General features: G+C 41.1%; 14 protein-coding genes. 5 read left to right on the top strand and 9 right to left on the bottom strand.

Translation table 11 applies throughout. The features are described 5' to 3' along the window. Window position 1: 1 nt before the first annotated feature. The gene (locus EHS15_RS18065) at window positions 2–481 is read left to right on the top strand and encodes a nuclear transport factor 2 family protein (protein ID WP_135761993.1); all 480 of its coding nucleotides are present in this window, start codon (window positions 2–4) and stop codon (window positions 479–481) included. Here EHS15_RS18065 and EHS15_RS18060 read toward each other — a convergent pair. From EHS15_RS18060 to metG, 4 genes are read right to left on the bottom strand one after another with little or no spacing between them, the layout of a single operon-like run. After that, a complete protein-coding gene (locus EHS15_RS18060) occupies window positions 471–827 on the bottom strand; it encodes a rhodanese-like domain-containing protein (protein WP_135761992.1) in 357 nt (118 codons plus the stop codon). The genes EHS15_RS18065 and EHS15_RS18060 overlap by 11 nt on opposite strands. Further along, on the bottom strand, window positions 824–1438 hold the full coding sequence (locus EHS15_RS18055) for a phosphoribosyl-AMP cyclohydrolase (RefSeq protein ID WP_246052293.1): 615 nt from the start codon (window positions 1436–1438) through the stop codon (window positions 824–826). The genes EHS15_RS18060 and EHS15_RS18055 overlap by 4 nt, the downstream gene beginning before the upstream one ends. Before the next feature lies 1 nt (window position 1439). Next, on the bottom strand, window positions 1440–2726 hold the full coding sequence (locus tag EHS15_RS18050) for an adenylate/guanylate cyclase domain-containing protein (RefSeq protein WP_342775533.1): 1287 nt from the start codon (window positions 2724–2726) through the stop codon (window positions 1440–1442). Between the two features lie 13 nt (window positions 2727–2739). Further along, window positions 2740–4797, bottom strand: coding sequence for a methionine--tRNA ligase (gene metG, locus EHS15_RS18045; RefSeq protein ID WP_425460657.1), 2058 nt, complete (start codon window positions 4795–4797; stop codon window positions 2740–2742). A 107-nt stretch (window positions 4798–4904) separates the two neighbouring features. On the opposite strand from metG, the gene EHS15_RS18040 reads away from it, so the two are divergent. Both EHS15_RS18040 and EHS15_RS19275 read left to right on the top strand, forming a co-directional pair. Then, a complete protein-coding gene (locus EHS15_RS18040; protein ID WP_246052292.1) occupies window positions 4905–5396 on the top strand; it encodes a tellurite resistance TerB family protein in 492 nt (163 codons plus the stop codon). A gap of 73 nt (window positions 5397–5469) precedes the next feature. Continuing rightward, complete coding sequence (locus EHS15_RS19275) at window positions 5470–8160, top strand: hypothetical protein (RefSeq protein ID WP_135761988.1); 2691 nt, start codon at window positions 5470–5472, stop codon at window positions 8158–8160. Window positions 8161–8163: 3 nt separating this feature from the next. Here EHS15_RS19275 and EHS15_RS18030 read toward each other — a convergent pair whose 3' ends face one another. The 4 genes from EHS15_RS18030 to EHS15_RS18015 form a co-directional block, all read right to left on the bottom strand. Beyond that, window positions 8164–8856 carry a class I SAM-dependent methyltransferase gene (locus EHS15_RS18030; RefSeq protein WP_246052291.1) on the bottom strand — a complete coding sequence of 231 codons (693 nt, stop codon included), beginning with the start codon at window positions 8854–8856 and terminating at the stop codon, window positions 8164–8166. 24 nt (window positions 8857–8880) lie between these two features. Further along, a complete protein-coding gene (locus EHS15_RS18025; RefSeq protein WP_135761987.1) occupies window positions 8881–9489 on the bottom strand; it encodes a hypothetical protein in 609 nt (202 codons plus the stop codon). Beyond that, window positions 9486–10085 carry a hypothetical protein gene (locus EHS15_RS18020; RefSeq protein WP_135761986.1) on the bottom strand — a complete coding sequence of 200 codons (600 nt, stop codon included), beginning with the start codon at window positions 10083–10085 and terminating at the stop codon, window positions 9486–9488. Before EHS15_RS18020 ends, EHS15_RS18025 begins: the two co-directional genes overlap by 4 nt. 142 nt (window positions 10086–10227) lie before the next feature. Then, on the bottom strand, window positions 10228–11904 hold the full coding sequence (locus EHS15_RS18015; protein WP_135761985.1) for an acyl-CoA dehydrogenase family protein: 1677 nt from the start codon (window positions 11902–11904) through the stop codon (window positions 10228–10230). A 137-nt stretch (window positions 11905–12041) separates the two neighbouring features. Between EHS15_RS18015 and EHS15_RS18010 the strand changes: the two genes are divergently transcribed. Then, window positions 12042–12557: a crossover junction endodeoxyribonuclease RuvC gene (locus EHS15_RS18010; protein ID WP_135761984.1), complete on the top strand. Its 516-nt coding sequence runs from the start codon at window positions 12042–12044 to the stop codon at window positions 12555–12557. Here the strand turns inward: EHS15_RS18010 and EHS15_RS18005 are convergent. Next, the gene (locus tag EHS15_RS18005; protein ID WP_135761983.1) at window positions 12515–13552 is read right to left on the bottom strand and encodes an arylesterase; all 1038 of its coding nucleotides are present in this window, start codon (window positions 13550–13552) and stop codon (window positions 12515–12517) included. The genes EHS15_RS18010 and EHS15_RS18005 overlap by 43 nt on opposite strands. 105 nt (window positions 13553–13657) lie before the next feature. On the opposite strand from EHS15_RS18005, the gene EHS15_RS18000 reads away from it, so the two are divergent. Then, entirely contained in the window at window positions 13658–13945 is a 288-nt protein-coding gene (locus EHS15_RS18000; RefSeq protein ID WP_135761982.1) for an LIMLP_16025 family protein, read from the top strand. Window positions 13946–14087: the final 142 nt, after the last annotated feature.

The raw sequence follows: 14087 nt of genomic DNA, 5'->3' as shown, positions 1-14087 counted from the left end.
TATGCACCCCAACGAAGAGTTAATTCATAAATTCTATACAGCGTTCCAATCCAAAGACGGTAACACAATGGCATCTTCCTATCATGGAGAAGCCACTTTCTCCGATCCGGTTTTTAAAGATCTGAAAGGCAAAGAAGTAGGCGCCATGTGGTTGATGTTAGTGGAACGAGGTCAAAATCTGACAGTCCGGTTTTCCAACGTGAAAGCGGACGATACGAAAGGTTCTGCGGATTGGGAAGCGGACTACAGCTTCAGCAAAACGGGACGTATGGTTTACAATAAAATCCATGCAGAGTTTACCTTTCAAGACGGGAAAATCAAAACTCACAAAGACAGTTTCAGTTTATGGAAATGGGCAGGAATGGCTTTGGGCACACCTGGAACTTTGATGGGATGGCTGCCGACGCTTCAAAATAAAATCAGAAGCGAAGCTGTGACAGGGCTGACGATGTATATGAAACGTAAAAAAATCAGTAACTAGGCATATCCGACAAACCGCCGGCGTTGGTCACATCTTGGTATCCCATGGAATTCAAGTACGACTTAGCGCTGGCACTTCTTCCTCCGGAAGCACAATAAACGACAACAGGTTTCTCTTTAGAACCGAACTCATCCAAACGTTTTCCCACTTGATCCACAGGAATGTTGATCGCTCCAGGATAATGACCCATTTCGAACTCGGATACGGTGCGAACATCGACTACCAAAGCCCCTTCATCTAACTTTTGTTTTATTTTCGGAATGTCGGTAGCCAGAGAAGATCTTAATTTATAAAAAACAAGACATGCTGCGATGATGATGACTGCGGCGATCACATAATGGTTCATTTCAAACCTTCCACTTTATCTTTATATACGAATTTAACTTCTTCGTTTGAAAGTATCTGACGAAAAAAACAGGAATAATATCCTGTGTGGCAAGCGGCGCCGATTTGTTTTGTTTTATACAAAACATAAAAAGGATCCAAAGAAATCAAAATCTCATTCAGGTTCTGAAGATGCCCCGATTCTTCTCCCTTCACCCAAGGTTTGTTTCTGGATCTGCTGTAATATGTTCCGTGACCTGAAACGATTGCTTCCCGCAAAGAGGAGATTTTTCCCCAAGCAAGCATCAGCTCTTTATCGTTTTCATCCAAAGCTAAAAAAGGAAACATATCCGGTGCTTTTTCCAAAAGCGACTCCAACTCTGCCGCATCTACGGAAAAACTGCCCGATTTCCAAATCGAAGTCCAAGAATCGGTTTTGATATTCCCGTTTGTCATAACGAGAAACGTGTCTTCGTCACAATCCGTATACAAATCGATTTCAGGGTTCTTATGTAATTCGCTTAATTCTCGTTCTGCGGAAGAACGATTTAAAACTTTCAAAGAAAAATACAAAGGAGTCGACTTTGATCTTTCTAAAAGGACGATCGAATCGGAGGAAGCAATCGGGATCATATCATTCTACTTCTATGGAAAATATTTCTGTCGTTTTGGTTTTTCCTCGTAAGGAAAAACCACCTAAAGATTTCAATTTGGCGGGAATCGAGGAAGGATTCGGAATTCGATCGAGTAAATCTTTCGATACTAAAAAACTTTTTTTCAATTCCTTTCCTAAGGATTCGATGCGGCTTGCTGCATTCACGGTATCGCCTATAACCGTATATTCCAAACGTTTTGCGACTCCTACGTTGCCTACGATTGCAGGACCGAAATGGATTCCGATTCGGATCGAGATAGGTTTCAAACCGGAAGCAATGCGAGTTCGATTCCATTCGGCTAATTTATGTTTCATCTCAATGCCCGCAAGAACGGCGGAAAGAGGATCTTCTTCACTCGGCTGAGGAGTTCCGAAAGTGACAAGCATTCCGTCTCCGATAAACTTATCCAGAGTGCCTCTGTATTTGAAAATCGCTTCCAACATAAAAGAATGATATTCGGATAATAAAGACAATGTGGCTTCAGGTCCAAGTGTTTCCGAAATTTGAGTGAACCCTTCAATGTCACAGAATAAAACTGCCACATCCTGCTTTTTACCACCTGGGGAAAAAAAACCTTCTTCTGCGGATTCGATCTCCTGAATCACATGGGGCGAAAAGTATCTGGACAATTGATCGGTTTTTAATTCACTTTTAACTACAAGAAAGAGTGTTTTTCTGATGCGGAAAGTGAGATAAGCGAGCGCGAATCCTAACACACCTATGACTCCCATCGTGACGATATAATTGTTCACATGAGCGGCATTCCCCAACCAAGCTTCCTTGAAACTTTCCGTACTTTGGAATCTTGGATCGGCTTGTGCATACCACAACAACAACGCTTGGTTGATCACAACTCCGAAGGAATATAAAAGCGGATACATAGGTTGAATGGTGAATGCGTTCATCACCAAAGTTCCCGCAATGATAAAATGAGTAGAGGTTTTGATGAGATAGGTTCTAGGGACGGATTCCCCTCCTACCGAATGGTACCAAACGAACGGCAATGCGCTAACGATCGCCAAATCCAGAAGTACGCAGATGATTCCGATCGCAGATACAAACTTATTTTTTTTGAGCGTTTTCAACAAAACGATCAAAACGATGATCGTAACTAAATTGATCATCGTCAGCATAAACAATTCGTACAAGGATTGGGCTATGAAAAAAGTGATGATGGTCAGAATGGAAGCGATCATAATTTTCCCGTAGAGACTAAAGCCTGTGCCTTGAATCTCTTTTTCTCTGAGCATTTGATCCGCTTTCATCGCCATATCTTTGTTACTTTAAAAGGTCGCCAGGTTCCGCCGATTTATCAGGAACAAATAAAGATAAGGTGGAATCTTTCCCGGAAGCAAGCAACATCGCTTCGGAAAGACCGAACTTCATTTGTCTTGGTTTTAAATTAGCAACAACAACAACCTTCTTTCCTACCAGGTCTTCCGGTTTATAGGAAGATTTGATGCCCGCAAAGACATTTTTGATCCCCTTTTCGCCTAAATCCACTTTTACGTTCAAAAGTTTATCGGCACCTTCCACATGGTTCGCTTCTTTGATAAGACCCACTCTCAACTCGACTTTTGCCAGTTCATCGATCGTGATGGTTCCGGACTCGTTTACTTCTTTGGAACTTGTTTGTGTTTCGGATTTGGTAACTTCCACTTTTACGTTTTCCTTATTTGCTTTTTCGTAAGCGTCTTTTGTATCCTGAATCATCGCTTGGATGTTTTTATCTTCCACTCTTTTGGACAACATCGCATAAGGAGCCAGGGTTTTGTTCTCCAAAAACTCGGATATGTTAGAATAATCTAATTTATCCAATTGATAGAGTTTTTTGATTTCTTCGCTGATTTTAGGAGTCACAGGAGCTAGATAAGTGAATAAAATCTTCGCACAATTGCTGGATACTGTCACCACTTCTCTCGCTTTTTCCGCATCCGTTTTGATGAGGTTCCAAGGAGCATAGTCATTCACATATTTATTGACTTTATCTCCCAAAGAAGTGATTTCTCTCATCACTTTGGAATAATTTCTCGTTTGATAAGCATCCTTGATTTCATTCTCTTTCGCCAACAATTCGCCTAAAAGCTGTTTGCCTTCGGAAGATAGAGTTCCCAATTTACGATCCAATTTATCAAGGATCGAAGTGGAAACGCGGGAAACCAAATTCACCAAATTTCCGATGAGATCCGAATTCACCCTGGAGACGAAATCATCGAAAGAAATATCCACGTCTTCCATACCGTTGCCTAAACGACAGGCCATGTAGAATCTGAAATGTTCCGGATCCAAATAACGAATGAAAGTGGAGGCATTGATGAAAGTTCCTCTCGACTTGGACATCTTTTCCCCGTTGACGGTTAAAAATCCGTGTACGTTCAACTGAGAAGGAGTTTGGTATCCCGATCCCATCAGCATGGCAGGCCAAAACAATCCGTGAAAATAAAGAATGTCTTTTCCTATGAAATGAACAATCTCTCCTTTGCCTTCCTTCCAGAATTCGTTGAATTTCTTTTCATCTTTGAAGAAATTCAGAGAAGACGCCATATATCCGATAGGTGCGTCCAACCAAACGTAAAAATATTTGTTTTCTTCTTCGGGGATCGCAAAACCGAAGTAAGGTCCGTCACGACTGATGTCCCATTCCTGCAATCCGGAATGAAACCATTCTTGCAATTTTTTGCTGGCACCTTCCTGAAGTCTGTCTCCTTCTTCCATCCAAACTTTCAGTCTGTCTTGGAAGTCTTGAAGTTTGAAAAAAAGATGTTTCGATTCCTTCAATACGGGAGTGGTTCCGCAAAGAGAACAGTGGGAATCTTTTAGATCTTTGGGAGAATAACTGGTTCCGCAAACTTCGCACGAATCACCATACTGATCTTTGGCGCCGCATTTAGGACAAGTTCCTTTGATGAAACGATCCGGTAAAAACATCTTATCGTGTTCGCAATAGGATTGTTCTATGTTCCTTGCGGAAATGTGCCCGTTCTTTTTGAGAGTCAGATAAATGGATTCGGAATATTTTCGATTCTCTTCCGAATTCGTCGTATAATAATTGTCATACTCCACTAAAAAAGAAGTCAGATCCGCATAATGTTCCTTTTGTACTTCCGTAATTAGTTCTTCGGGTGTTTTGCCCGCCTTTTTGGCGGCGATCATGATAGGAGTGCCGTGGGTGTCGTCCGCACAGAAAAGGTAACATTCATTGCCCACTAACTTCTGAAAGCGTACCCAAATATCTGTTTGGACAGCTTCCAAAATATGGCCTAAATGGATAGATCCGTTTGCGTAAGGAAGTGCGCTTGTAACTAGAATTTTTTTAGACATAAGAGATAGCTCCACTTTCCCGAAGGAAAGATGCAATTCAGCCTATTTTTGATAAAAATTAAGAAAACTGATAAAAAATGAAGTTGAAGAGAAAATTTAAAAAATTAGGATCTAGGCTTGGTATGCCGAAAAAAATTTTGCACAATCTGAAACAGGGAAAGAACCATAAAAATTCTCACCCCTCCTCTCTTCAGAATTTGAATCCTCTCGAGACGGATTTACATATCGAATATGCAAAAATTCTGTTGAGCCTATGGTCCTACGCCTGCAATGCGGACGGACAGCTCAAACCGGGAGAAGGAGAGCTTGTGGGAGAGCTGGTCAATGTCCTTTTTGAACCTGGATGTTTGCTGAGTGAATACAAGGGACAAAGAAAAGAAGTTTTGAAAATTCTTTCTCAGACATTCGAAAGCCCGCTCCCAATGAAATCCATCAGCAAAGCAGTCGTGGGCAATGACCAATATGCTTTGAATTTTTTCGAAGATGCCGTCTGCATCGTAGCATCGGACGGAAGCCTCAACAAGGCGGAAGTCGAATTTTTGGACGAACTTGCTTTGGAACTCCAAATTTCCCAAATGGACAAACACCAAGTGGAAAGAAAGTATCTTGGTTAAGAAGTTATTTCCTGCTCCTCTTGCTCTTTTTTTCCTTTTTATAGTCCATTTTCATCTAGAATCTCGCCCGGGAATGGGCGCATCTTACCGTTCCTCAGGAAGCTCTTCCTCTTATTCCTCGTCATCCTCTTCTTCGTATCGATCCAGTTCTTATTCTTCCTCCTCCTACCGCTCATCTAGCAATTCCTCTTCGCATAATAGCAGTTCTACTTCCAGTTATACGAGTTCTCCTCCTGCAGGCCCGGAACCGACCGCCTATTTCGAGGCGGACAAACACGACATCCGTATCCATTTTAAAAGTTCGGGACAGGCAGATGTAATTGAATCCTTTCTGATCAAAGAAAAAACCGCCAAGGTAGGAATCGTAAGGAAAAAATTTCTAAAAATCGCCAATTGGAAGATCAGTGAACTCAAAGTTACACCTGTAGAGTATTATGCGAATGCTTTCGATTGGGAAATCGATGTGAACTGGAAAGAAGGAGCTAACGATTCTAAAATTCCATTGGAGTTGAGCTACCGAATCGAGCAGCCTATGGAAACCATCGGAAACTCCACTCTGCTATTTTGGGAAGTCGAAAAAAAAATCATCCGGCCGGAAAAAGCAAACGTAACGATCACATGGGATGAAGATTTAATTTGGAAATCTTTCCAGGTTTCTCAAAGATATTACGATCCTAATCTTTTCGATTATTCCGAAGAACCCGTAAAACTAATATTAGGCGAAAATAAAATCACGATAGACCCATCTTCCTTGCGAAACGATTTCACTCACTTCGTACTATTGGGCTTTCCAGAATCAAATGTATCTTCCAGATCAGGAAATCTAGGTACGGCAGATCAAGAACATTACACAACTCATCAAAAAATCACTCTCAACGAAAACGGATCCGATCGATACGAAGTGGATTTATCTTTTTTCTCGAAAGAAACGAAGAACCAGGAAAAATTATTCTTCGATTATGGAATCAATCATTTCTATTCCCAAAATAATTCCCTACTCCCCAGATTTCTAAGTCCTAGTTACCAAATCCATTACGATTATTCATCCAATATGAGTTCCGGTTTTTGGAGCCAGATCGGTGCCTCAGTCTCTTCTCCCGAGATCAAAAAGGAGAATTCGGAAACCTCCTCTTACAATTATAAATTCGCCTTCACCGCACTAGGTGAACATTTCACTCAAGGGAATAAGGAAATTATTTATCTGCAGCCGGTTTCCGTTAAGGAATGGAGAAACAAACTCAGTTCTTTGTCTTTGGAAATTATTTTCCCGGAAGAGGTAGATCTTTCTCAAACGAACATTTCTCTTTTCCTTACGGATTGCGATTATTGCGGACAGCCTACCGCAGGCAGACTCATTCCCACCATCACTCAAATCGGAAAAGATAAAAACAGAGTGCTTTTGAATTGGAACTCTTCTTTGCCGGAAGGATATTTTCCAATCGTCAAAATAGAAACGGATCCTTCTCTTTTTTCCAACTGGTTTTTTATAAACTATGCAGCTGCGATGAGAGCCTTGTTTCTTTCTCCCGGTTCGGGAAGTAATTTGGAATTTTTACTCTCCTCTAATCTAATCTTTGTTACTATTTTAGGTTTTTGTTTTTTTTGGATTCTGCCTAAGTGGAAAAAATCATCCTATTATGTGGAATTGAACCCTTACGAAATACTGAAGCAGGAACAAAACAAAAAGAAACTGCTGGGAGAAATTCTATCCTACGATCCGAATTTCGATGTAAACGATTTTTTCGCCAAAACAAAGTTCATCGGTAACACTTTGGTGGAATCCTGGACGAAGGGAAATATGGAACCTGTTCGCCATTATGTTTCCGCAGGTGTTTTCCAAAGACTTCGCATCCAATTGCAACTTCTAGAAGAAGTGGATGAACTGAAAAATCTAACGACTGAATTTAAAATCCTGGATCAGAAGATTCTGCATGTGGAAGTGTTTTCCGATTATCTTACGATTCATATAAAACTTTCCTGCAAAGCCAAAGATGTTTCCGTTTCCACTCATTTGTCAGACAAGGAAAAAAACAAACTTGTATCCGAAGCGGAAGAGGGAACTTACGAAGAAGTTTATTCTTTTTCCAGACGACTTTCCGCAAAAACCCAAATCGGAAAAGATTTGATTCACAATCTATGTCCTTCTTGCGGTGCGGATTCTCCTTTCAGTCATACTACCACCAAATGTCAATATTGCGGTTCCATATTCAATTCGGGAGAAAACGACTGGGTACTTTCCGAAATCACTCAAGTAGTAGAATGGGACACGGACAGGTTTATGGACTACAGGGAATTTGCAAAAAAACATACGGAATCCCCTTCTTCCATTCAGATCCTAGAGGATAGAGCCTCCTCCTTATTTTGGAAATGGATTTACGCAAAAACAAAGGCAGATCCTAAATACATTTCCAGAGAAACAACAAACAAAAGTTTATTGGAAGGAGTAAAACGCCGCGAACTGTTTTTCCTCCCCGTTGTCGGCTCCGTGGAAGTGTCTTCCTTTCAAAACAAAGGAACTTCTTTCGAAGCAGTCTGTAATTTCAGATGGAGTGCGGCGAGAAGAAACAATCTCCTCCCGGAACACAAAAGGAACAACCTCAAACTTGTTTTATCCGGAACAAGAGAAACCAAACTGGGATTTTCCGAAGTGACTTGTAAAAAATGCGGAGGACCTTTCCCGGAAACGGATGCGACAAATTGTGATTATTGCAAAGAGCCGATTCCCGATTTAGTCAACGATTGGTTATTGGAAGAAATCGATTAAAAATCAAAGAACGTTTCTGGAATAACAGATCCAATGCCTATCGCTGATTTTATCGATCTTTAGTTTTTGATCCAACTTCAATCGAATGAGCATCGATTCTACTTCTTCGATTCGATAGGCCGCCAAAAGACTGTTATAGAAATCTTTTTTCAAAACATCCGGCTCGTTTCCGGAATATTGATTCACTAAAAATTCCGCTTCCTGGAAAGATTCAGGTCGAAACAGATCCGAAACAAAAATAAAACTTTCTTCGTATGTCGCTCTTTGCACTGCTCCCCAAAAATCAAAAGGATCTGCAAGATGATGGAGCAGAGAATTGGAAAAGATAAGATCGAACGGCTGTTCCGGAATCCAAGTTTGTAAAGTCGTAAGCTCCCAATGGATTTCTCCAGCAGCCTTTCCTTTTTCCTGAAACAATTTTTGATTTCGGGAAAGCATCTCCTCCGAGCCGTCCACCGCATAAATATCCGCAGACGGAAATGCGGTATGCAGCCTGTAAGTCATGTCTCCCGAACCGGCACCTAAATCCAGAATGCGTTTAGGAACGAATCTCGATCCTGTCAAATCGACTAATGTTCGTATAATGGAAGAATGTGCTTCTGAAAAATCCGCATTTGCATAAGCATCCGCCTGGTTTGAGTCCGTCATCAATTCAGGTTCCGGGATTCTATGATGTTTGATAAATAGATCGTTCAACAAAAGAATGATTCCTGCCCCAATTTATAGGGAAGTTCTAAATCCGTAACTGATAAAATTAGAACCGCAATTCGGATCCGGAGGACAATAGAGTCCGAAAATCCCCGATCGATGATGCACTCTCAAAAAAATATCCGTCTTTCTTTCCATAGGAAGCCTATAACTCATCTCTACCATAAGAAAATTCAATAGGTTTCTGGATTCCATCGCCTTGGATTGATAACCATTCCATCGAATCTCTTTTTCCGTATTTTCCAATTTCGGATTCTCCGAAGCAAGTGAAAGCCCTTCTCCTATGGAAATTGCGAAAGGAGTTCCACCCAAATTCGAAATCTTTGCGATGTAGAATAAATTGGTTTCCCAATGATTCATAGAGCCGAAATGTTTTACAACATTCCCTTCCGCTTCGAATTCTATGAAACGAATTCGATAATCCAGCGGTCTGCTGAACCCGATCACGCCGATATAGGAATTTTTATATTCCGTTTTTTGGCGTAACACGATGGGAAGCAAGTCTGTTTGTGTGTAAGTTCCACCATATAACACCAAGCTCCAATTTTCGGTAGGAATGGAGATCGCAGAAACGGAAAAAGACAAAAAAATGAGAAGTAGTAAAAATAATACTTTGTTCATAGATGTTCTTGAATAGAAGATAAAGTTTGCCGGATTTGATCCTGATTTTGCAAAAATAAAAGCTTTATAAAATTAGAATATTCTTGGCAATTTTGTTCTTTAGACTGTTCAAAAATGGATCGCATATTTCCAGGATTTTCTTCCAAACAATACTTTCTCAAATGACTGGGATAACGATTCGAATTGAATAAGGGAGCAGCCAAAGTAGATCCGGTTCCAATATAAAAAGGCATAGGTGCCCAAATCGATTCCTTAGTTTCCAAATTCTTTAGGCTTTTCATCACCAAAGAACCGTTCTTTGCCATATAACTAATATTCAATTCGGAACTCGTTTCCATGGAACCGTAATACAACATCGTGAGACCTAGAAGGCTGTAGCAGATATTTCGAAGCGGTCGCTGGGATTCTTCCCGAATCACCAGCTCGAGTTGAACATCGGATTGTTTGTTGTCTTCAGAAACAAAAAAGGTTCCGAAAACACCTTCCATTTCTTTTACTAAAATGAAATCTTCCGAAACGATTCGAAAAGGCAAATTCAAGATTTCGGATGTTTCCTGAACCGGAGGAACAGAACGACAATATAGAATCAATGACATTGATAAAAATCCTAATACTCTCATCTACTCATCGATTTTCTTCTGTTAGTTTCCAGTATGCAAACTAAATTTTAGACATAAAAAAACCTCTCCAAGATACCTTAGAGAGGTTTGCCAGCTTTACGCCGAACTTATTTTCTTGTTAAGCGGAAAGAGCTTGGTCGAGAAGGTCTTTCGCAACCACTCTGAGAGCCATTACTTCTTCCGCACCTTCGAAGATAGAGAACACTCTTGCATCTACGAAGTAACGAGAAACAGGATATTCTTCCGCATATCCCATTCCACCGTGAATCTGCATCGCTTCTCTAGCCACCCACTCTGCAATTTTAGAAGCATACAACTTAACAAGAGTTGCTTCCATTTGTCCTTTGTGGTTGTCCAAAAGAGTCGCTACATAGTTCGTATATTGACGAGTCGCTTGCACGATCATCGCCATTTTAGCGATTTTGAATTTTGTAAGAGTATAGTCGTAAATCGGTTTTGCGAATACTTTTCTTTCTTGCGCATAACGAAGAGCCGCTTCCAAAGATGCTTGCATCACTCCGTTAGCACGAGCCGCAGTTTGAATACGTCCGCCTGCAAACCCTTCCATTTGGAAGTAAAATCCCTTTCCACGACCAGCTTCTCCTCCGAGTAGGTTTTCTTTAGGAACGAAATAATCTTCGAAAGAAACTTCGTAGGAGTGCATTCCTCGGTAACCGATGGTTCCGATCGCTTTTCCTTGGATGGTTCCGCCACCATCTTGTTTGTAGCTGAACTCGTGTCCTGTAAAAGTAGGTTTTTCAGCTAGAAGGATGGATAAACCTTTGTGTTTTAAATTAGGATCGGATTCTGTGCGGCAAAGGATCAAAAGTAGGTTCGCATAACCTGCGAACGTACACCAGGTTTTTACACCGTTGATTACAAATCCTCCGTCTACTTCTTTCGCAGTTACGGAAATTCCGGCAACATCGGAACCGTAATTAGGTTCTGTTACCATGATTCCCGCCATACGTTCTCCGGAAGCTAGAAGAGGAAGCCATTTGTTCTTTTGTTCCTCAGTTCCTCCTTTAAGAAGGGCTTTGGACATGATTTCTGGTCTTGTGATCAAAGAACCGGCAGCGCCTAGGGAACCTCTGGAAAGTTCTTCTGTAACGACTAACATGGAAATATTATCAGGACGATCGTCAGGTTGAATACCGCCGAATTTTTCAGGGATACAAAGACCGAAACAACCCATGTCTTTCAATCCGCCGATGATCGCTTCAGGGATCATATCGTCGTGTCTATGAACGTGTTCTGCGTGAGGAATCACTACATCTTCTGCGAAATCTTTGAAGATTTGGCGGAAGTTTTCATGATCTTCAGAATAACCGTAAGCACCGAAATGACCTAGTTCTACGATCTTGTCAGTGATTTCGTTGTAGTTGTCGATTTTAGCTGCCGCTTCGACATAAGTGTTGATTTCATCCGAATAGAGTTTGGAAAAAATTTCTTGATAAGTGAGTTCGTATTCCGCAGGTCTTGCAGACAATTCGGAACGAATATTGGTGATCGTTTCTCCTACGAAGGAGAGAGCCATTTTTTGTTCTAATTCACCGGTTCCTTTGTTCGTGTCCCATGCGTAAACGATGAAGTTCTCAGCAACTCTTTGTTGTGCGGTCATCCATGCGAGTTGATAGAATACATGTTGGGTTTTATCCATTTTGCTGACGGATACTTTTCCGTTTTCGGAATTTTTCTTAGCCAGACGTTGTGTTACTTCTTTTAAAAGGGAGGCTTGGGATTGAAGAGCCTTTTCTGCTTGCGATTTTTCGAGTTTAACTGCCGTTGCGGTCATGCTATTTCATACCTGCGGGATGGTTTTCCTCCACATTATATTGGGAAAGTACCTTGTCATTTGCATTTTTCGACAATGCCGGTTGACGAACGGATGAGTAGACATAAGTCTGCTTGTGAACGGGAAAAATAGAAACAATGAAAATCTTAGGAATCGATCCAGGTTCTCACCGAATCGGTTATGCCGTTTTATCCTTTCCGGAAACCAATAGATCCAAACCGGATCTATTGGTTTATGGAACCATAGAAGTTCCTCCGAAAACCCCATCCCCTCATAATTTGATTCAAATCAAAAAGGAATTGGATGAGATTCTTCTGGAATACAAACCCGATTTCGGATGTGTTGAGGAATTATTTTTCGTAAACAACATCACTACAGGAATGAGAGTTTCCGAATCCAGAGGAGTCATCTTACTTAGTTTAGGCGAAAATGCGATTCCTGTCGTGCAACCGACTGCAACACAAATCAAAAAAGGAATTTCCGCAAAAGGAAATGCTACGAAAAAAGAAGTGAGGCAGGCGATTAAATTGATTTTAGGATTCCACGATCTGAAAGGCCATGACGACTCTTGGGACGCCATAGCCGCAGCCTTCGTAGGAAAATCCTTAGTTCAAGGTTTCGAACAACTCAAAAGAAAATCTTCGAACACTTGAGAAATATACAAACGTCCGTTAAAAGGTAAACCTGTGCTTCCTGCGGAAATCTCTTCTCCATTGTCCGCATAAATTTCATACACGTCGTTTGTCTTTCCGTCGATTCGGAAGACTTGAGTGGGAGAAATATTTTTAGCATTGGAGGCGTGTCTCAAAAAGAGGTAAGTAGACTTATGAGCGGCAACCCAAAGATCTCCTTTTTCGTCTTGAATGATGTTATCCGGCCCACTTGCCAAAGGAATTTTTTTCAAAAGCTTCAAGTTAGGATGACCGTCCGATTCCCTTTTGATTTCATAAACGGAAAGGGCATCATCCGCAAATACGGAACGATAAAGTCTCTCGGAACCGTTTTCTTTTCTGACTAAAATTCCATTTCCTAAAAGAACCGGTTCATTCAAACTTTTGAATTTTTTACCGTTATAATAGGAGATGTCGGATCGTGCGCTTCGAATGAGTACATCCCAATACCTTCTGAAATTTCCTCCCGATCCGGCATCATTCGATACGAAAATCTCTCCCGATTCTGTGAGGAACAAATCGTTAGGGCTGGTTAAACTTTCATCTTCCAAAGTTTTAGTGTGAACCCAGCTTCCTTTTTTATCTCTTTCGAATATTTCCAAAGTATGAGGATTGGTTTCCCTAAGAGTATGGGAAATCACTGCGAGTGTATCTTTCCCTCCCACTTTCGCATAACTGATTCCGTGCGGCCTGAAGTTTGCCGGATAATTCGCCTGCAAAGGAATCACTTTAGCTGACTTTGCATCCGTGCTCAAATCGACAGAAAACAAAGTTCCGATCGATTCCATATTACGCCTGTTATGACTGGATACGATGAGGAACGGCTTTTTGTCCAAAACAGCCAGTTCGATGTCTTCCGGACCGGGGGTTCCTTCGATTTTGAGGCAACCTTGCAAAGGTTTTCTTTCTACGGGGGAACCGCAAGAAATGAAGAATCCCAGGACAAGCACTAGGAAAGTGAGTTTGTATGTACGCATGTATGAATTTGGCCATACCGTTCTATTTTCTCTAGAAAAATATTATTTGGCTTGCCAGTTTTGTGCAGTGCAAAATAATGGAATTCAGATAAGGAGAAACCTCCTATGAGCAATGTGGAAAATAAACTTCAAGAAATCGTAAACGCAGGCATCGGAGCCGTAAAAACTTCCAAAGAAGTTTGGGAAAAACTAGTTGTCGACCTAAACGATAAAAAGAGCCAGTTTGAGGTAAACTTCAAACAGCTGAAAGAACAAGGGGAAAAAGACACCAGTGACAGTGCTCTCAAAGTAAAAATGGGAGTGGCTTGGGGAATCGTTCGTTTTGATGAATTGAAAGACAACGTAGTCAAGTATTTCAACAAAGAGAACGAAAACAAAAAAACCTCTCCTTAATTCGTTATACTCATCACCATCCTGAATTTTCTCCGGCAGGCTTTCCTCAAAGAGCCTGCTGGTTTTTTTCTCAAATAAAGCAAGCAGCACATACAAGTTCATCTCACAAAGAGATAACGAAAGTTTTTCGGTACTCCTCAGA

Source organism: Leptospira idonii (assembly GCF_004770995.1).
Classification (GTDB): domain Bacteria; phylum Spirochaetota; class Leptospiria; order Leptospirales; family Leptospiraceae; genus Leptospira_A; species Leptospira_A idonii.
The sequence above is the reverse complement of the archived record's forward strand: the minus strand, read 5'-3'. Positions and strand labels throughout refer to the sequence as shown.